Genomic DNA, 18,050 nt, shown 5'->3' with positions numbered 1-18,050 from the left:
CAGGTTGATCGCTCGCGCCGCCTCGAGGTCGGCTGAAGCGACGCGAGGCAGGCCGGGGCCGGTCGGGTGTCGGGTCGACGCGAGTCCCACCTCTACCGGCCTTCCCGTGGTGTCGTGCGCTCGGCTGCCTTCGCTGGCGTGATGCAGGCAACCAGATCGCCTCGGCTTGAGCGCGTGGTGCGGGAGGAAGAGGTCTGATACCCTCGCGCTTGATGGGCAATGCCCCGCACTCCGGCAGCATGCCGCCACCTTCGAGTGGTCGGGGCCAAGGAGCCCTCCTCTACGCCGTCGACGATGAGGAGCTCAACCTGGACCTCATGGATCGGGCGCTCCGCTCCGGCTACCAGGTCCGCACCTTCGGGGACCCTCGCCGCGCGCTGGCGGCCGCGGTGAAGGAGCCGCCCGCCGTGGTCGTCGCCGACTACCGGATGCCTCATTTCAGCGGGCTCGCGCTGCTGCGCGAGCTGCGCCGGCAGGGGCTGAGCTACGTCCCGGTGCTGGTCTGCGCCCCGACGGACGTCGAGCAGATCCAGAAGATCTCCCGGGAGAGCGCGGCCTTCCGGATCATCACGAAGCCCTGGATCGCCTCGGATCTGCGCCGCCAGGTCGACCTGGCGGTGAGCCTCCACCAGCTCCAGGTCGCTCGGAACCACCGCTGAGCCGGGGGCGCCCCGTGGCGTTGCGCTGCGCTGTCCAGGGCGACGCGACCGGATCGCCGCCGGGCGGCGCGGGAGCGTGCTCGCGGTGCGGGCGCGTCCGGTGGTGCCCTTGAGCGATCGCCTCCTCGACGTGGTCGCGCTCGAGCTGCCGCAGCGCTTCGGCGACCAGCAGGGCGCGCTCGCCGAGATCGACCGTCTCCTCGCCTCGTCCGCGCTTGCGGGGGCCGAGCTCGTGCTGCTGTCCGAGCTCATCCTCACGGGCTACGTCTCGCCGCGCGGCGACAGCGATCTGCGCCGCTTCGCGGAGCCGATCGACGGCGAGTCGGCGGCGCGGCTCGCCGAGCTCGCGCGAAGGTACGGGATCGCGCTGGCCGGCCCCCTCGTCGAGGCGAGCGGGGGCCGCTTCTACAACAGCTTGCTCGTCTTCGACGGCGACGGACGGCGCGTGGGCCATTACCGCAAGCGTCATCCGTGGTTCCCGGAGCGCTGGGCGGCGCCTGGAGATCTGGGGACCCCGGTCGTCGAGCTGCGCGGCATCAAGCTGACCGTCGCGATCTGCTTCGATGTTCACTTCCTCTCCGAAGACGCGGGCGACGCGCTCGACGAGGCCGATCTGCTGCTCTTCCCCACGGCGTGGGTCGATTCGCCCGGGGAAGGGGACATGCGCGCCGACCTCCTGCCCGCGCTCGCCCGGCGCCATCGCATCTCGATCGTGAACGCCAACTGGGGGCCGTCCCGCCCTGCGCTCGAAGGCCAGGGCGGCTCGCGCATCCTCGACGCGCAAGGGCGGTCGGTCGCGGCGGCGCCGCCCGGCCCGGGGCCGAGCGCGGTGCGCGCCACCTTGCGCTTCGCGCGAGACCGGCGCGGTACCTGAGGGGGAGCGGGGAGCGCCAGCGCGCCCTCCCGGGGAGGATCGAACGCTCGATCGCGCTCGGGCAAAGGATCGCGTTGCCCCGCGCGGGCGCGGCGCAGCCGGGGCGCCCGCGTGGCTCCCTCGATCGCGCTCAGGTGAAGGGGAGCCGGGTCAGATCGACGTTGCCTCCGCTCAGAATGACCCCGATCCGCGCTCCCTGAACCGAGCGCCGCAGGACCGCCGCCACCGCGACGGCCGCGCTCGGCTCGATGACGAGCTTCATCCGCTCCCAGACGACGCGCATCCCCTTGACGATGTCCTCTTCGCTCACGGTGACGATCTCGACCCCGCGCTCGCGCAGGATCGCGAAGGTGAGCTCGCCGAGCGAGCTGCGGAGGCCGTCGGCGATCGTGACCGGGTCGTTCGAGGGGAGGATCCTCCCTTCGCGCATCGATCGCGCGGCGTCGTCCGCGGCCTCGGGCTCGGCGCCGATCGTGCGCGCGCGCGACAGCGAGCCGGTGGCGATGGCCGTCCCGGAGAGCAGCCCGCCGCCGCTCACGGGCGCGACAACGGCGTCGAGATCGTCCACCTGGGCCGCGAGCTCCAGCGCGGCCGTGCCCTGGCCGGCGATGACGCGCGCGTCGTTGTACGGATGGACGAGGATCGCGCCCGTCTCGGACATCACGCGGGCGATCGTCTCCTCGCGTGACCGAAGCGTGGGGGCGCAGCCCACGACCCGGGCGCCGTAGCCCTCCACGGCGGCGCGCTTCACGGCCGGCGCGTTCTCGGGCATCACGATGTACGCGGCGACCCCGCGGATGCGGGCAGCGAGCGCGAGCGCGGCGGCATGGTTGCCCGAGGAGTGGGTGGCGACGCCGCGCCGCGCCTCCTCGTCCGAGAGGGACAGCACCGCATTGCACGCGCCGCGGAACTTGAACGCGCCGACCCGCTGCAGGTTCTCGCACTTGAAGAAGACGCGCGCCCCCGCGATGCCGTCGATCGTCCGGCTGGTCATGACGGGCGTCACGTGGGCGTGCGGCGCGATGCGCACGGCGGCGCCGCGGATGTCCTCGACGGTAGGCAAACGGCTCATGGGACGATCATCGGAGCGCGGTCCCGGCCCGGCGTCCACCGCGAGCGCCGAGCGCCCGGGCGCTGCCGTCGCGGCGCTGCTTCAGAACAGGTCGGCCGCGATGCCGTCGGCGAAGACCCAGGCGGCTCGCGGGACGCGGACCCGCCCGCCGGCCACCTCCAGGCGGCCGGCGCGCTCGAGCCGCTCCGCGGCCCGCCGCCGCGAGGGCGGCCACGCCGGCATCCCGAGCGCCGCCGCAGCGGCCTCGAGATCGAGCCCCTCGCGCAGCCGCAGCCCGAGCATGATCCGCTCGGACAGCCGCGTCTCCGGCTCGAGCCGCTCCTCGCTCTCCACGGCGATCGCCTCGTCGCCATCGGCCATCGCAGCCATGTACCGTTCCGGACTCACGATGTTCCGGTACCGGACCGCGAACGCTCCTCCATGGCCCTCCGCGCCGCCCGAGCGCAGGCCCCAGCGCGGATCCGGTCGCGACACCGTCCCGTAGGCCGCGCACCCGAGCCCGACGTAGTCGATGCCTTGCCAGTAACCGAGGTTGTGGCGCGCCTCGTGGCCCGGCCTCGCGTAGTTCGACACCTCGTAGTGGGCGAGCCCCTCTGCCTCGAGGGCCTCGTCGATGGCGAAGAACGTGTCCGCCACTCCATCGTCTCCGGCGAGCGGCAGGCGACCGCGCCGCGCGAGCTCTCCAAACGAGGTGCCGGGCTCGACCGTCAGGCTGTACGCCGAGATATGGGTCACCCCCGTCGAGGCCACGGCGCGCGCCTCGGCGGCGGCGTGCTCGGGGCGTTGCTCCCGCGCCGCTTCGGCCGTTCCGACCGCGACACCGTAGATGAGATCGCCGCTCACGCGCGGCATCCCGGACCGGAGCGCCGCCGAGAGCGCGCCGAGACCGCCCTCTGGGTCGTGCAGGCGCCCGAGGAACCGGAGGCGCTCGACGTCGAGGCCCTGAACTCCGATGCTGAGCCGGTTCACTCCGATCGCTCGGAACGCTCGGGCCCGCTGCTCATCGAGCGACGTCGGGTTGCACTCTGCGGTCACCTCCAGGTCCGGCGAGAGCCGGCCGGCGGCCGCGGTGATGGCCGACAGCACCCTGCCCATCTCGTTCGGCTCCCACAGGGACGGCGTCCCGCCGCCGAAGAAGATGCTCCGGAGCTCGCGCTCGCCCAGCACATCCTCCCGCTTCCGGAGCTCGGCCAGCACGGCGTCGGCATAGCCGCGGTGGTCGATCGCCTCCCGCGCCTTCGCGAAAGACACGAAGTCGCAGTAGGGACACTTCTTGAGGCACCAGGGGAAGTGGACGTAGACGGTGATCGGCTCCATGGTTTTCATGAATCCGCGACAACCTTCGACCCGACGCAGGCGGGCGAAGCGGAAACTCCGAGATGAATCGAGATGAACGGAGAGGAGGACGAGGACGCGTGCAACACGTATGAGGACGACGAGAACGACGAGAACGACGAGGGCGCGCGGCGGAGCGCGCGTGCCCTGCGCCGGGCAGCGCGCGCGCCGCGCATGGTGACACAATTGCGGGGTCTAGATCGCGGTGTTAGCGTGCGAAAGGGAGGGGGCGCATTGCGCCCACCGAACTCTTCATGCTGACGTTGACGGAGCTTGTCGATCGCGTTCGGACCTACCAGCCGGCTGCAGACGTCGATCTCATCGCCCGGGCCTACGCCTACAGCTCTGACGCTCACAAGGGGCAGACCCGCAAGAGCGGCGACCCTTACTTTTCCCACCCGGCGAGCGTCGCCGCGATCATCACCGAGCTCAAGCTGGACACGGCGAGCGTCTGCGCCGGGCTCTTGCACGACGTCGTGGAGGACACGCTCGCGACGACCACCGACATCGAGAACAGCTTCGGCCAGGAGGTGGCGTTCCTCGTCGACGGCGTGACGAAGCTCTCGAAGATCAACTTCGCTTCCAAGGAAGATCGGCAAGCCGAGAACTTCCGCAAGATGCTGGTGGCGATGGCGCGGGATATCCGCGTGCTCCTCGTGAAGCTGTGCGACCGCCTCGACAACATGCGGACGCTCGAGTTCATGAAGCCCGAGGCGCAGGACCGGATCGCCCGGGAGACGATGGAGATCTACGCGCCGCTCGCGAACCGCCTCGGCATCGCGCGCTTCAAGAGCGAGCTCGAGGACCTGTCGTTCAGGTACATCGAGCCCGAGGCTTGGTCGGACCTCTCGCAGAAGGTCAAGACGACCGCGAAGGAGCGGGACAAGTACATCCACGAGGTCTCGAAGGTGCTCGCGGGCAAGCTCGCGGAGCAGGGCTTCGCGGTCGACGTCACCGGCCGCGCGAAGCACCTCTACTCGATCTGGCGCAAAATGCAGGCGCAGCAGTGCGATTTCGATCAGGTCTACGACGTCATCGCGTTCCGCGTCCTCGTCGAGTCGGTGGCGGACTGCTACGCGACGCTCGGCGTGATCCACTCGCAGTGGACCCCGGTCCCCGGCCGCTTCAAGGACTACGTCGCGCTGCCCAAGCCGAACATGTACCAGTCGCTGCACACGACGGTCATCGGACCCGGGCGCGAGCGGATCGAGATCCAGATCCGCACCCACGAGATGCACCGCGTCGCGGAGCAGGGCATCGCGGCGCACTGGAAGTACAAGGAGAACAACTCCGGCGGCATCGACCCGAAGGACGCCGCGCGGTTCGGCTGGCTCCGCCAGCTGATGGAGTTCCAGAAGGAGCTCAAGGATCCGGCCGAGTTCCTGGAGAGCGTCAAGGTCGACCTGTTCCAGGACGAGGTGTACGTCTTCACGCCGAAGGGCGACGTGCGCGTCTTCCCCCGCGGATCGACGCCCATCGACTTTGCCTACGCGATCCATACGCAGGTCGGAGAGCACTGCTCCGGGGCGCGGGTCAACGGCGCCATCGTCCCGCTCCGATCGAAGCTCCGGAACGGCGATGTGGTCGAGGTGATGACCAACCCGAGCCAGCACCCTTCGAAGGACTGGCTCGATTACGTCTCGACCAGCCGCGCGCGCTCGAAGATCCGAAACTTCCTGCGCACGGAGCAGCGGGAGAAGTCGCTCAAGCTCGGTCGCGAGCTCCTCGAGAAGGAGATGCACCAGCGGAGCATGAGCCTGAGTCGCCTCACGAAGAACGAGGGCGAGCTGCGCAAGGTCATGGAGCGCTTCGGGGTCGCCTCGGCCGACGAGCTCTTCATCTCGGTCGGCTACGGCAAGGTGAGCGTCCGCGCTGTGTGCGAGTTCCTCGCGCCCACGCCCAAGGAGAACGAGAAGGGCACGCCGACCCCGCCGCCCGAGTCGATCAAGGAGGGGCGCATCGAGTCGCTCGTCCGCAAGGTCACCGGGCGCGACAGCCACGGCATCCGGCTGAACGGCATCGACGACGTCCTCGTCCGCTACACGAAGTGCTGTAACCCGCTCCCAGGCGACGAGATCGTCGGCTTCATCACGCGCGGCCGCGGCATCACCGTCCACCGCCGCAACTGCGCCAAGGCGTTCGACACGGACCCGGAGCGCCGCGTGGAGATCTCCTGGGACGCGCGCGCGAAGATCAACCGCCCCGTGCAGATCAAGGTGATGACGGCGAACCGGCCGGGCATCCTCGCGACGGTCGGCCATACGTTCCACGAGCAGGGCATCAACATCAGCGAGGCGACCTGTCGGGCGGGCGACGACGGCCGGGCGATGAACACGTTCACGTTCCTGTGTTCCGACCTCGCGCAGCTGAAGAGCGTGATCCGGCGCCTGCAGCGGATCCCCGGCGTGATGGCCGTCGAGCGGACCTGAGCGGTGGACCTCAGCGGCCGCGGCGAGCGCGCGCCGCGCTGCTCGTCCTGGGCGGCGCGCCCGCGGCGCTCGGTCCGGCCTCCGCCAGGGCGCGGGTGAGCGGACGGCCGAGGTCGCCACTCGGCTCGTGTCGCGCAGCGATCTCCTGCACCTTGCGGACGAGCCGGGTCACGTCGTTGTGGCGGACCGGGGATCCAGCGGAGGCGCGGTCACAAAAGAACGTGCGGCACCCGAGGGGCCTCGCGGCGTAGATCGCGCAGCGGCCGGCGTCGGTGAGCATCGGGCACCGCCGCTCCGACGCCTGCGGCAGCGCGCGTCGCCGGCTCGGGCCGCCGGCAGACACCCCCGGCTCGGGCGGCCCCGCCCCGTCTGCCCGCACGATCCCTTCGAGCGCTCGGCGGCCCCCGCGAGCCGCGATCGCGCGCCGGACGGCAGCGAGCTCGACGGACGTCACGTACGGCTCGCGGCCCGTGATGCCGAACCGACAGCACTCGGTCGAGGCCTCGCACGTCCAGCCGCTGAAGACCTCTTCCGCCTCGCGGTACACGGCCGCGAGCTCGGTGAGCAGATCGGCTTCACGGACGGGTGGATCGAGGGGCGTGGATCGACGCATTCGTTCGGAGGCGCTCTCGTGGTGATAGGACGTACTGCCAGCCCGAAGCGGCTGCGGCGCAAGGGGTGGGGGAGCAGGGCGGAGCTCCAAGAGGCGACCCTAGTTCCACGCGGCGCCGCTGCGAAGCGGCAATCCGCGATCATGACGCGCGCTCTGACGCGGGGCACCAGCGCCGTCCGTTCTGGAGCGAGCCGCCGCTGTGACCGCGGGGGCGTCGGCGCTGTTCCCTGTTCCGGATGCTGCGATGCCGCGCGCTGGGCGGCGAGCGCGCACGCGCTATTCTCGCGGTGGATGCCGGTGCTGCGCCCGAAGCTTCGAGCTCTAGAGATCGTCGTCATCCAGGATGAGCGCCATGGCCGCGCGTTGATGCTGCGCGACACCGAGGGCATCGCGCCGGCTCCTGTCGTCGTTCCTGGCGCGAGCGCTGCCGTGCTCGCGCGCTTCGACGGGAGGCGATCGATCGACGAGATCGCGCGTGACGCCGCCCGGTCGACGGGCCAGCCCGTGGACGCCGCCCATGTGTCGCAGCTGGCCGACGAGCTGGAACGCGCGTGGATGCTCGACAGCCCGCGATTCCACGCGCGCCGGCGGAGCGTCGTGCAATCGTTCGACGCGGCGCCGATCAGGATGGCCGCGCACGCGGGCGGCGCGTACCACGGTGATCGGCGGAAGCTCGCCGACTTCATCGAGCGAAAGTGCCTCCAGGTCGCGCGGCCGCAGGGCGGAGCGACGCGCGCCGTAGCATCGCAAAGCGCGCCGACGCGCATGGTCGGGCTCTGCGCGCCGCACATGGATCTCTGGCGGGCCGCGACGGGCTACGGGCACGCCTACGCAGCGCTGGAGCAGGCGCTGGCAGGCCCAGGGCTCGAGAACGTCGATACGTTCGTTCTGCTCGGGACGTCGCACGCCGCGATGCGCCGTCCGTACGCCGTGTGCGAGAAGACGTTCGCGACGCCGCTCGGTCCTCTCGAGCCAGATCGAGAGATGATCGCGGAGCTCGCGGCGGCGAGCCGCTTCGACGTGCGCGAGGACCAGTACCTCCACAAGAACGAGCACTCGATCGAGTTTCAGGCCGTGTTCGTGCGGCACCTCCTCGGCGGCCGCGCGGCGTCGATCGTGCCCATCCTCTGCGGCCTCTCGGAGTGTCAGGCGCGGCGTCGCGACCCCGCGCAAGACGATGGGGCCGAGTCGTTCCTGATGGCGCTCGGCGACGCCCTGGCGAAGCGTCCCGGTCGCGTCCTCGTCATCGCAGGAGCGGACCTCGCCCACGTCGGCCCGCGCTTCGGTGATCCTGCGCCCCTCGACGAGCGCCAGCGGACGGCGCTGCGCGACCGCGACCTCGCCTCGATCGAGCGCGCGACGTCGATCGATGCGCCGGGCTTCTTCGTCGACGTCGCCCGGGACCTCGCCAGCCGTCGCGTCTGCGGCCTCGGCCCCATCTACACGTTGCTCCGCGCGCTCCCGCCGTCATCGCGCGGCGAGATGCTGCACTACGAGCAGTGCGTCGACCCCGAGGAGGGATCGATCGTCAGCCATACGTCTCTCGGATTCTACGGTTGAAGATCCGCGCCTGGGCGTCCGCCTGGCGCGCGCTGGCGTTTCATCACGAAGCGCGCCGAGAGCCCCCTTGGCGATGACGCCACGCGAGGCTCACGGGCCGTGTGATGGGCGTCAGCTCAGCCGCGCGGGACCCTGCGGCGCGCGATGTCGAGGCCGAGCCGGTCGGCCTCGCGGTAGATCGCCTGCCGCGACATGCCCAGGGCACGCGCAGCCGACGCGACGGAGCCGTTGGCCCGGGCGAGGGCGTCCTCGAGGCGGGCGCGCGCGAGCGACGGATCCGTCGCGGGCGGGAGGTTCGGCTTGATGCGCGGGCCGCGTGCGAGCGATCCCGCGATCGGCGTGACGGAGAGCGGACCGTCCGGCGAAGCCTGGGCTGCGGTCACGATGGCGGACTCGAGCTGCGGCACGCCGCCCGGCCAGCCGGCGCGGACGAGCGCCTCCAGGAGCTGCGGGGTGAAGCGATCGAGTCCGATCGCGTTGCGCTCCGCGATGTCGCGCACGATGAGCGGAACGTCCTCGCGCCGCATCTCGAGCGTCGGGATCGTGATCCGCTTGCCGGAGAAGAGCGAAGCGAACCACGGCGCCACGCGCCCGTCGCCGGCGGCGCGGTCGAGCGGCTGTCCGGTCGTCGCGATGATGCTGACGCCGTTCGAGCGGCCGACCGAGTGCGCGATCTCCAGCTGCTGCGGGCGCGGCAGGCGATCGGCATCAAGGACGAGCCATGTCATCGGTCGCGCGCCCGGCGGAATGACCGGCTTCGTCTCGGCGCTGCCGTCGACGACCAGCGTCTCACCCAGGCCCTCGCGCACCGCAGCCGCGAGGCGAGCCAGCGTCCGCTTCCCGACCCCGGGCGCGCCCTCGATGCAGACGCTGGAGCCCGACTGAACCAGCTTCATCACCGGATCGATCCAGTCCTTGCGCTGCTTCGAGCCGAACACCAGCGGCCCCAGCCGAGACGGCGCGCCGTCGTACAGCGCGAGGTGCCGCTCGACGAAGACCGCGAGCTGATGCCCGAGGCGCACCACGTCGCCGTGCATCACGCCGATGCGCCGGGCGCGGACGCCGTTTACCCACGTGCCGTCGTGGGTGTCCATGTCCTCGATGTAACAACCGTCGGAGCGGACGCTGATCTTCGCGTGCTCCGGCGCGATCCCCTGGCCCTCGATGCGGCCGTCGCGCGCGGCGCTGCCGATCACGGCGCCGTCCATGAGGCTCACGATCCGCGGCGGAGCGTCGAGCCCGATCAGGACGAGCCCCCACCCGCCGTCGTCATCCTGTCGCTTGGCGTGGACTCCGGACCGGTACTCTTTCTGAAGGACCGGCGCCGTTGTCTCCGCAACGTCCACTCGCAAAGCAGTCTGTTCGTTCATGCTCCCCCCAAGTCCAAAGGACCTGCCTGGTCGACCCAGGCCAACCAAGAGCGCGCCGAGTGGCGGGCACCCTTATGATGTAAGAGCCCCCCACACGGTGCCGCTGTCGCGAACGCGAAGGCTTTTGTGAGCGGCACCGTGCGCGGTGCTGCTTGGCGAGCCCCCTCGCTCGCAATGGCCACACAATACTCGACCAGAGCGGCCGTGCAACCTGCCGGCGACGGAAGTTTTGAGGTTTTGTTGTTGAGAGCTTGACTCTCACCACGCCGATTGGTACTCATCCGCCACGCATCGACGGAGCGAACCTCCGGTGATGACCCGGCGCGAATCAGGATTTTTCTGACAAACGCCTTGAGATGTGGTTTCCTGAATTAAGTGATTGACATCTGCGGGAGTAACTCAGTGGTAGAGTGCAACCTTGCCAAGGTTGACGTCGCGGGTTCAAATCCCGTCTCCCGCTCCACGACATAGGCTCTGCGACAGCGAGCAGACCCTGCGAGGCCGGTGTGACCCACCGGCCTCTGTGTTTTGTTCAACGTTTCGCTCAACGTTTCGCTCAACCGCTCGGCGCGGCGGCGTCCTGGGAACGCACGGGGCGATGCGCCGATCGGTACGCCAGGCGGCGGGCCTGTGATACGAGGATTCGCCTCATGTCCGCTCCGCTCCACGAGCGCCTGCGCCTGCTTGCCCATAGCCTCGAGCGGCAGTTCCTAGGCAAGGACGAGATCATCCGCCTGCTCATGATCGCGGTCGTCGCGGGCGAGCACTGCGTGCTGCTCGGCCCGCCGGGGACCGCGAAGAGCGCGCTCATCCGCACGCTCGCCGAGCTGATGCAGGCCCGGTACTTCGAGTACCTCCTCACGCGTTTCACCGAGCCGAACGAGATCTTCGGCCCGGTCGATATCGGTGCTTTTCGCGAGGGCGTCTACCGCCGGAACACCTCGGGGATGCTCCCCGAGGCGGAGATCGTGTTCCTCGACGAGGTCTTCAAGTCGAACAGCGCCATCCTGAACGCGCTGCTCACGCTGCTGAACGAGCGCAAGTTCGCGAGCGGCGGCCAGGTGCTCCGCTGCCCGCTCATCAGCGTCTTCGCGGCCTCGAACGAGGTGCCCGGCGACGAGACGCTGACCGCGATCTTCGACCGCTTCCTCCTGCGGGTGCAGTCCGACAACCTCGACGCCTACCACTTCAGCGAGCTGCTCCAGCGCGGCATCCAGCAGGAGATCCGGCACATGGCCGGCGAGCCGCTCCGCCCGCTCGTCGCGGCGCGCGAGCTCGCCGAGCTCGGCCGAGGGTTCGGCGCGCGGATGAACTTCGGAGATGCATTCCTATCGGCCTACAAGGGGCTGGTGTTCCAGATCCGCGCCGAAGGGATATCGCTCTCGGATCGCCGTGTCGTGAAGATGCTCAAGCTCTTCGCGGCGAGCGCGTACCTCGATGGCCGCCAGACGACCGACGCGAGCGACTTCTTCGTGCTCAAGCACATCTGGAACAACCAGGATCAGGCGGCGATCCTCGAGGGCATCGTGCAGCCGGTGCTCGAGGCCTTCTTTCGTGAGCACCCGGATCGCCGCCGCGTCGGCGCGCTCGGCGTCGGCGTGGAGGCGCTCGCCGCGGAGATCGATCGGATCCGGCAGATCCTCACGGGCGGCGCCTCGCTGGGTGACGTCCAGCTGTTCAGTCAGCTGAAGGCGCTCGGCGAGATCAAACAGGCGCTCGCCGGCATCAACGACGCTCGCGCCCGCGAGCTCGAGGCGCGCGTGTCTCAGCTGCTCGAGGCTTCGTTTCGGAGCGGGCGCTTCGCGCAGATCTAGCCGCGCCCGGTCCGGGCGCGGCCGGCGCGGCGACGTCTGTCCTGGAGCGGGCCGTACGCCCAGCCGGGGTCCGGGCGGGCGTGCCCGGGGCGGCATCGGTCCTGGAGCGAGCCGTACGCCCAGCCGGGGTCCGGGCGGGCGTGCTCGTGACGGCGTCGGTCCTGGAGCGAGCCATCCGCCCGGTCGCGCTCTGCCCAGGTGCGCTCGGGACGTCGGCGTTCGCTCTTGAGCGAACCCTCGGCTGCGCCGGTCCTCGGCTGCGGGCGGCTGCACCAGCGGCCTCCGGCGCAGGCCGAGGTGACGCCTTCGCGTCCGACCGGGCCGAGCTGGCCTTGCGGCGGTAGTCGACCGGACCTGACGACGCGCCCATCATCGCGCCTCGGATCCGCTTGGGCACGCCGAACGCCTCGCGGATGTGGAGGAGCTCATCCACCGTCAAGGCGCGCCACTCTCCCGGCCGGAGGCCTTCCGAGCTCACGCCGGCGAACGTCGTGCGCGCCAGGCGCATCACGGGCCAGCCGGTCGCCTCGCCCATGCGCCGGATCTGCTGGTTGCGGCCCTCGCGGAGGGTCACCTCGAGCCACGTCTTGTCGCCCTCGTGGCGGAGCAGCCGCGCCTCGGCCGGCAGCGTGACGCCGTCCTCGAGGCGGATCCCCTCGCGCCACGGCGTGAGGTCGTCGTCGCTCATGACGCCCTGCACCTTCAGCACGTAGGTCTTCGGCACGCCGCCGCGCGGATGGAGCAGCGCGTTGGCGAAGTCGCCGTCGTTCGTCATGAGGAGGATGCCGCTCGTCGCGAAGTCGAGCCGACCCACGGGGTAGAGCCGCGCGCCCGTGCCGCGCACGTGGTCGGCGACCGTCGGCCGCCCCTCGGGATCGCGCATTGTCGAGACGACGTTCCGTGGCTTGTGCAGCGCGACATAGACCGGCGCCTCGGAGACGAGGCGCTTGCCGTCCACCTCGATGCGGTCCTTCTGCCGGTCGGCCTTCAAGCCGAGCTCGGTCACGACGCGCCCGTTCACGCGCACCCGCCCGGCGAGGATGAGCTCCTCGGATGCGCGGCGCGAGGCGACGCCGGCGCGCGCGATGATCTTCTGCAGACGTTCTTCCATGGTGTGTGCTCGGGACCTACGCCGACGCGGTGGTGTCGGCCGACGGCACTGATAAGCACGCCCCTCGCGCCGCGTCGACCGACCTGGGCGGTGCGCTGCCGGGATCCGAGGCCGACGCCGGTGCGCCTGCACGCCTGCCCCGGCGAGCGCCGGCTGTGGCAAGAGCACCCGGGCGCGCTCGCGCCGTCAGGGCAGGGGGCGAAATCGACCTCCGCTCGGCTCGAAGGAGGCGCGCTCTATTTCTTCTTGTCGCCGGAGGGCGCCGCGCTCCCGCTGTCGTCCACGGCCTCGTTCGCCTTGTCCGCGGCGGCCTGATCTTCTGCAGCCTTCTTCGCGGCTGCAGCGGCGGCCTCGTCCTCTTTCTTGCGCTCGTCGTCCTCGAGGCGGCGCTTCAGCTCGTTGTCGTGATCCCACCGATCGACCCGCTCGTCGGCGTCGATGTCCACGCCCATGCGCTCGAGCCGGCCCATGCGGTAGATCTCCCAGACGTCCGGCTTGCCGTCGCGGTTCGTGTCGCGCTTGATGCGCGCGAGCTTGCCGCCGCTGTAGTACTTCCACTCGTCGGGGTTGCCGTCGTGATCGGAGTCGACCCTCACCTCGGCCAGCCTTCCGCCGGCGAACGTGAGCCATGTGTCGATACGGCCGTCGTAGTTCGAGTCGGACTCCTCGTGAAGGCTCTCGCCCTTGTCGTTGTACTTGCGGACGACGTCCTTCACCCCGTCGAAGTTGGTGTCGATCTCGCGGCAGACGAGCGCCCTGTGACGGTCTTCGCCCGTGCCCACGATCTGCCAGACGCGCCTCACGTTGGGCTGGATCGCGCCTGGCCCGGCGGTCTCGCTCGTCTCGCGATCTTCTTTGCCCTTCCAGTCGCACATCGAGCGATCGTCGATGCTGCCGTCGGCGTTGCGAGCCGTCTCGACCTTCGGCGCCTTCGCGCCCTCGAACCCTGGATCCGAGCTGCACGCCGCGCCGAGCAGGCTGAGCGTGGCCAGCGCGATGAGCGCTTGTGTCCTCATGTCACGGTCCCTTCTTGGCGGCCGGCTGGCCGGGCGCGGAGCCCGCGGGCGCGGCGCTCGCCGCCGTGGCCGCGCCCGCAGCCGGGGCCGATGTGGGCGCGGGGGTCGCCGATGCAGGCGCGCCCGCGGCGGGGGTCGCTGTGGGCGCGGCGCCCGGCGCCCCGGCGGCCGCGGGCTGCCCTGCTCCCGCCCCTCCCTCCGGGGGCGCGGCGCCGCCCGGCGGGGTCATGGGCGCTTTCGGCGCGCCGTACGACTCGGCGCAGAGATCGACCACGCTTCCGGGATCGGCCTTGCCGTCGGCGTTCTGATCGCTCGCCACGACCGCGCACTTCGCGTCGTTCGGGTTGTTGAACTGCCACCACTGGTCGATGATCCCATCGCCGTCGGAGTCGCGTTCGCGGCGCACGAGGCGCTGACCCTCGTAGTAGTCCCAGGTGTCGAGCTTGTCGTCGAAGTTGGTCTCGCGCTCCTTCAACACGACGGCGCCGCGCTCGTAGTGCGCGATCTCGTCGGCCCGCCCGTCGCGGTCGAAGTCCGATTCGCGGCGCCGTTCCACCCCGTTGACGTCGTAGTAGATGAAGGCGTCGATCGAGCCGTCCAGGTTCAGGTCGACGACCCGACAGACCTCCCGACCGTCCTTCTTCACGTGGATGATGTCGGGTATCCGGTCGCCGTTCACATCGACCTTCTCCGCAGAGGCGGAGTCCTTGTCGCAGGGCTCGTGGACGACCGCCGTGTCCCGTTCGCTGGTGGAGCCCTTCGCGCTCGAGGGCTCCGGCGTCGAGGACGCGCAGGCAGCGACGGAGATGGTCATCAGGGCCACGAGCGAGCACCTGGGCGACGGCCAGGTGAGCGGGAATCGCGTCATCAAGAGATTCCTCCGGCCAGCCCGGAACCCTCGGGACAGAAGCTCGACGCGCCGGGCGAGCCGTCCCGACGCGGACCAGCTTCGGCCGCAGTCTAGACCGCGGCCCGCGCGCACATCAAGAAGCCCGCCCGGCGCGACGCGACGGACACGACGAACGCGACCCACAACCCAGCCCGAGCCGATCCCCGAACCCCGGCGAGCGCGGTGGCGCCATTCCGATTGACATCATACGTACCGGCATCTAGGGTAACGTCTTGTCAGTCGTCCCCTTCGAGACTGGCGGGTTACCCTCCCGGGCGTGACATGTCGCGGAAGAAAGTCTCGACGACCATCTACATCACGCCCGAGCAGGCCGAGCGGCTGAAGATCCTGCACGAACGCACCAAGGTCCCGATCGCCGTCTACATCCGCGAAGGGATAGATATGGTCCTCAAGCACTACGAGCACGTGCTGCCAGGGCAGATGTCCCTGGAGAGCCCGCCGGTCGCCGCGCCGCCGATCCCGAAGAAATGACCGGCGCCGGGGGCCGCGAGGCTCTGGGCCTGGGAGGCAGGACGCCTGGGCGCCGGTCGCTCGGGGTGGATAGCTTCGCGGCGCGGGTCGCGCTAGGAGCAGGCACGCCGCGGTCCACCATTTCCCTCGGCGCTCGTAGAGCCGCGCGCAGCGGCTCGCTCCCCGGAGGGGCGCGGACGTTCCAGTCCGCTCCCTCCCATCTCGGTCGAGGCCGCGCGCTGCGGCCGCCAACGCTGGTCAGGTCGCCGCGCCCTGAAGCTCGCTATGCCCGTTGATTCCAAGCTCATCCGCAACTTCTCGATCATCGCCCACATCGACCACGGCAAGTCCACGCTCGCCGACCGCATCCTCGACGTGACCGGGGCGCTCACCGCCCGCGAGCAGAAGGAGCAGTTCCTCGACAAGATGGACATCGAGCGCGAGCGGGGGATCACGATCAAGGCCCAGACCGTTCGCCTGGACTACACCGCCAAGGACGGGCAGACGTACCGGCTGCACCTCATCGACACGCCCGGGCACGTCGACTTCAACTACGAGGTCTCGCGCAGCCTCCAGGCGTGCGAGGGCGCGCTGCTCGTCGTCGACGCCACCCAGGGCGTCGAGGCGCAGACCCTCGCGAACGTCTTCCTCGCCCTGGACAACAACCTCGCGATCATCCCGGTCCTCAACAAGATCGACCTCCCCTCGGCCGACGTCGAGCGGACGACGCGCGAGATCGAGGACGTCATCGGCCTCGACTGCTCCGGCGCCATCCCCGCCAGCGCCAAGACGGGGATCGGCATCGCGGAGATCCTCGAGGCGGTGGTCGAGCGCATCCCGGCGCCGAAGGGCGACCTGAACGCGGCGCCCCGCGCCCTCATCTTCGACAGCTGGTACGACAGCTACCGCGGCGCGGTCGTGATGGTGCGCGTCGTCGACGGCATCATCAGGAAGGGCCAGAAGGTCCGCTTCATGGCGACCGGCCGCGACTACGAGGTCACGGAGATGGGCGTGTTCACGCCCCACGCGACCGCCATCACCGAGCTCGGGCCGGGGGAGGTCGGCTTCCTCGTCGGCAACATCAAGAGCGTCGTCGACACGAAGATCGGCGACACGGTGACCGACGCCGTCCACCCCGCGACGACGCCGCTGCCCGGCTTCAAGGAGGTCAAGCCGATGGTCTTCGCCGGGATCTTCCCGACGGACTCGGCCCAGTACGAGGACCTCCGCGACGCCCTGTCGAAGCTCCACATGAACGACGCCGCGTTCGTCTTCGAGCCCGACACCTCCGAGGCGCTCGGCTTCGGCTTCCGGTGCGGCTTCCTCGGCCTGCTCCACATGGAGATCATCCAGGAGCGGCTGGAGCGCGAGTACAACCTCGACCTCATCACGACCGCGCCGAGCGTCGTCTACCACTGCTACCTGAACGACGGCTCGATGAAGTCGATCGAGAACCCCGCGAAGCTCCCGCCGCCGAACCTCACCGATCGCATCGAGGAGCCGATCTTCCGGATGACCGTCCACGTGCCCTCGGCGTACGTGGGCGCGGTCCTCGCCCTGTGCCAGGAGCGGCGCGGGGAGCAGAAGTCGATCCAGTACGCCTCGTCCGACCGCGTGATCATCACCTACGACATGCCCCTCAGCGAGGTGCTCTTCGACTTCCACGACAAGCTGAAGAGCGTGTCGCGCGGCTACGCGTCGATGGACTACGAGCTCGTCGGGTACCGCGCCGACGATCTCATCAAGCTGGACATGCTGGTGAACGGCGACCCGCTCGACGCCCTCAGCGTCATCGTGCACCGCGACAAGGCGTACGCCCGGGGCCGGGACCTCGCGGTGAAGCTCAAGGACATCGTGCCGCGGCAGCAGTACGAGGTCGCGATCCAGGCGGCGATCGGGTCGAAGGTCATCGCGCGGACGACCGTGAAGGCGATGCGCAAGGACGTGACCGCCAAGTGCTACGGCGGCGACATCAGCCGTAAGCGCAAGCTCCTCGAGAAGCAGAAGGAGGGCAAGAAGCGGATGAAGATGGTCGGGAGCGTCGAGATCCCGCAGGAGGCGTTCCTCGCCATCCTGAAGATCGACTGAAGCGCGGGGGCGCTGGTCGCGGCGCGCCGCCCACGAGCGCCGCGCGGCCACGCGAGCGTGGCGGCGCGCGGCGCTCGCTCGTATAAGCCGCCCATGAAGCCCGCCCCCGTCCGGCCGCGCGAGCTCCGCGCGGCGACCCCTGCCTTCGCCCTCGCCCTCGCCGTCCTCGCGTGCGACGATCCGCGCGCCGCGGCGCCTCAAGCGGCCGCCTCGGCCTCCGCGCCGCCGGGCGCGGACAGCGCGGCGCCGGCCCCGAGCGCCGCGGCGACCCCCGCGGCCGCGGAGGCCGCGAAGCGCGATATGCCGCCGCGGCCGATCCCGATCGGGTCGAGCGGGCCGATCCAGCCGAGCGCGCCGCCGGAGCAGCAGATGATGGCGATCCAGTACACGCTCGCCATGGTGTCGCCGCGGTCGACCGACCCGCTCGTCGACAAGCCCTACCTCGAGGGCATCCTGCCGAAGCTCGCCGCGGCGGTGCGCACCGCCGACAAGGGCAAGACGCCGCCGAACCCCGTCAAGGCGACCAAGGGGAACAGGAAGATCGAGGTCGACATGGGCAAGGGGTGCACCGAGCGCACCCCGTCCAACCTGCTCGCGCAGCGGGCAGGCTCCTCCCTGAAGGAGGCGTACGACGCCGGGATCCTCGTCGTCTCCTGCCACGACGACCGGTGGGAGTGCCACCAGTCGACGCGGGATCCGAGCGACGTCTTGTGCCACGCAGCGCCGCGGCGCTGAGCGTGGTATGGGCT

General features: G+C 70.3%; 15 protein-coding genes and 1 tRNA gene. 9 read left to right on the top strand and 7 right to left on the bottom strand.

All coding sequences use genetic code 11. The features are described from left to right. The first annotated feature begins 212 nt into the window (after positions 1-212). Positions 213-659: a response regulator gene (locus WMF14_RS21700; RefSeq protein WP_012236479.1), complete on the top strand. Its 447-nt coding sequence runs from the start codon at positions 213-215 to the stop codon at positions 657-659. Between the two features lie 103 nt (positions 660-762). Next, the gene (locus WMF14_RS21695; RefSeq protein WP_437804256.1) at positions 763-1,533 is read left to right on the top strand and encodes a carbon-nitrogen hydrolase family protein; all 771 of its coding nucleotides are present in this window, start codon (positions 763-765) and stop codon (positions 1,531-1,533) included. A gap of 130 nt (positions 1,534-1,663) precedes the next feature. Here the strand turns inward: WMF14_RS21695 and WMF14_RS21690 are convergent, their stop codons facing one another. Further along, positions 1,664-2,605: a pyridoxal-phosphate dependent enzyme gene (locus WMF14_RS21690; protein WP_437803396.1), complete on the bottom strand. Its 942-nt coding sequence runs from the start codon at positions 2,603-2,605 to the stop codon at positions 1,664-1,666. 81 nt (positions 2,606-2,686) lie between these two features. Beyond that, positions 2,687-3,931, bottom strand: coding sequence for a radical SAM family heme chaperone HemW (gene hemW / locus WMF14_RS21685; protein ID WP_437803395.1), 1,245 nt, complete (start codon positions 3,929-3,931; stop codon positions 2,687-2,689). A 263-nt stretch (positions 3,932-4,194) separates the two neighbouring features. On the opposite strand from hemW, the gene WMF14_RS21680 reads away from it, so the two are divergent. Next, positions 4,195-6,369: a RelA/SpoT family protein gene (locus WMF14_RS21680; protein WP_272099646.1), complete on the top strand. Its 2,175-nt coding sequence runs from the start codon at positions 4,195-4,197 to the stop codon at positions 6,367-6,369. A gap of 10 nt (positions 6,370-6,379) precedes the next feature. On the opposite strand, the gene WMF14_RS21675 is transcribed toward WMF14_RS21680, so the two are convergent. Then, positions 6,380-6,982 (bottom strand): YkgJ family cysteine cluster protein, encoded by a 603-nt coding sequence (locus tag WMF14_RS21675; RefSeq protein ID WP_437803394.1) that lies wholly within the window; start codon positions 6,980-6,982, stop codon positions 6,380-6,382. A gap of 18 nt (positions 6,983-7,000) precedes the next feature. On the opposite strand from WMF14_RS21675, the gene amrB reads away from it, so the two are divergent. Next, positions 7,001-8,542 carry an AmmeMemoRadiSam system protein B gene (amrB, locus tag WMF14_RS21670; protein WP_437803393.1) on the top strand — a complete coding sequence of 514 codons (1,542 nt, stop codon included), beginning with the start codon at positions 7,001-7,003 and terminating at the stop codon, positions 8,540-8,542. Between the two features lie 116 nt (positions 8,543-8,658). On the opposite strand, the gene WMF14_RS21665 is transcribed toward amrB, so the two are convergent. Then, complete coding sequence (locus tag WMF14_RS21665) at positions 8,659-9,888, bottom strand: FHA domain-containing protein (RefSeq protein ID WP_272100039.1); 1,230 nt, start codon at positions 9,886-9,888, stop codon at positions 8,659-8,661. A gap of 412 nt (positions 9,889-10,300) precedes the next feature. Between WMF14_RS21665 and WMF14_RS21660 the strand changes: the two genes are divergently transcribed. Together WMF14_RS21660 and WMF14_RS21655 are read left to right on the top strand one after the other, a co-directional pair. Then, positions 10,301-10,375: transfer RNA gene (locus tag WMF14_RS21660), tRNA-Gly, on the top strand. A 187-nt stretch (positions 10,376-10,562) separates the two neighbouring features. After that, positions 10,563-11,726 carry an AAA family ATPase gene (locus tag WMF14_RS21655; RefSeq protein WP_012236471.1) on the top strand — a complete coding sequence of 388 codons (1,164 nt, stop codon included), beginning with the start codon at positions 10,563-10,565 and terminating at the stop codon, positions 11,724-11,726. Here the strand turns inward: WMF14_RS21655 and WMF14_RS21650 are convergent. The 3 genes from WMF14_RS21650 to WMF14_RS21640 all read right to left on the bottom strand — a co-directional run bounded on the left by WMF14_RS21650 (position 11,638) and on the right by WMF14_RS21640 (position 14,721). After that, a complete protein-coding gene (locus tag WMF14_RS21650) occupies positions 11,638-12,837 on the bottom strand; it encodes a pseudouridine synthase (RefSeq protein WP_437803392.1) in 1,200 nt (399 codons plus the stop codon). The two genes, WMF14_RS21655 and WMF14_RS21650, sit on opposite strands and share 89 nt — an antisense overlap. Before the next feature lie 236 nt (positions 12,838-13,073). Continuing rightward, the gene (locus WMF14_RS21645) at positions 13,074-13,853 is read right to left on the bottom strand and encodes a hypothetical protein (RefSeq protein ID WP_272099636.1); all 780 of its coding nucleotides are present in this window, start codon (positions 13,851-13,853) and stop codon (positions 13,074-13,076) included. 1 nt (position 13,854) lies between these two features. Further along, positions 13,855-14,721, bottom strand: a complete 867-nt coding sequence (locus WMF14_RS21640; RefSeq protein WP_437803391.1) for a hypothetical protein — start codon at positions 14,719-14,721, stop codon at positions 13,855-13,857. A 303-nt stretch (positions 14,722-15,024) separates the two neighbouring features. On the opposite strand from WMF14_RS21640, the gene WMF14_RS21635 reads away from it, so the two are divergent. The 3 genes from WMF14_RS21635 to WMF14_RS21625 all read left to right on the top strand — a co-directional run bounded on the left by WMF14_RS21635 (position 15,025) and on the right by WMF14_RS21625 (position 18,036). Continuing rightward, a complete protein-coding gene (locus tag WMF14_RS21635; protein ID WP_012236467.1) occupies positions 15,025-15,234 on the top strand; it encodes a ribbon-helix-helix domain-containing protein in 210 nt (69 codons plus the stop codon). Positions 15,235-15,498: 264 nt separating this feature from the next. Then, a complete protein-coding gene (gene lepA, locus WMF14_RS21630; protein ID WP_272099632.1) occupies positions 15,499-17,301 on the top strand; it encodes a translation elongation factor 4 in 1,803 nt (600 codons plus the stop codon). Positions 17,302-17,394: 93 nt separating this feature from the next. Continuing rightward, positions 17,395-18,036, top strand: a complete 642-nt coding sequence (locus tag WMF14_RS21625; RefSeq protein WP_437803390.1) for a hypothetical protein — start codon at positions 17,395-17,397, stop codon at positions 18,034-18,036. The last annotated feature ends 14 nt before the right edge of the window (positions 18,037-18,050 follow it).

The sequence above is a fragment of the Sorangium sp. So ce693 genome, from assembly GCF_051521375.1.
GTDB lineage: Bacteria > Myxococcota_A > Polyangia > Polyangiales > Polyangiaceae > Sorangium > Sorangium atrum.
This window is presented reverse-complemented; position numbering and strand designations above follow the sequence as displayed.

Excerpts from the sequence above, each read along its gene's own strand:
- WMF14_RS21680 (WP_272099646.1), top strand. The coding sequence starts at position 4,195 with ATGCTGACGTTGACGGAGCTTGTCGATCGCGTTCGGACCTACCAGCCG.
- lepA (WP_272099632.1), top strand. The coding sequence starts at position 15,499 with ATGCCCGTTGATTCCAAGCTCATCCGCAACTTCTCGATCATCGCCCAC.
- WMF14_RS21650 (WP_437803392.1), bottom strand. The coding sequence starts at position 12,837 with ATGGAAGAACGTCTGCAGAAGATCATCGCGCGCGCCGGCGTCGCCTCG.
- WMF14_RS21640 (WP_437803391.1), bottom strand. The coding sequence starts at position 14,721 with ATGACGCGATTCCCGCTCACCTGGCCGTCGCCCAGGTGCTCGCTCGTG.
- WMF14_RS21635 (WP_012236467.1), top strand. The coding sequence starts at position 15,025 with ATGTCGCGGAAGAAAGTCTCGACGACCATCTACATCACGCCCGAGCAG.
- WMF14_RS21625 (WP_437803390.1), top strand. The coding sequence starts at position 17,395 with ATGAAGCCCGCCCCCGTCCGGCCGCGCGAGCTCCGCGCGGCGACCCCT.
- WMF14_RS21690 (WP_437803396.1), bottom strand. The coding sequence starts at position 2,605 with ATGAGCCGTTTGCCTACCGTCGAGGACATCCGCGGCGCCGCCGTGCGC.
- WMF14_RS21700 (WP_012236479.1), top strand. The coding sequence starts at position 213 with ATGGGCAATGCCCCGCACTCCGGCAGCATGCCGCCACCTTCGAGTGGT.
- WMF14_RS21655 (WP_012236471.1), top strand. The coding sequence starts at position 10,563 with ATGTCCGCTCCGCTCCACGAGCGCCTGCGCCTGCTTGCCCATAGCCTC.
- WMF14_RS21675 (WP_437803394.1), bottom strand. The coding sequence starts at position 6,982 with ATGCGTCGATCCACGCCCCTCGATCCACCCGTCCGTGAAGCCGATCTG.
- WMF14_RS21645 (WP_272099636.1), bottom strand. The coding sequence starts at position 13,853 with ATGAGGACACAAGCGCTCATCGCGCTGGCCACGCTCAGCCTGCTCGGC.
- hemW (WP_437803395.1), bottom strand. The coding sequence starts at position 3,931 with ATGAAAACCATGGAGCCGATCACCGTCTACGTCCACTTCCCCTGGTGC.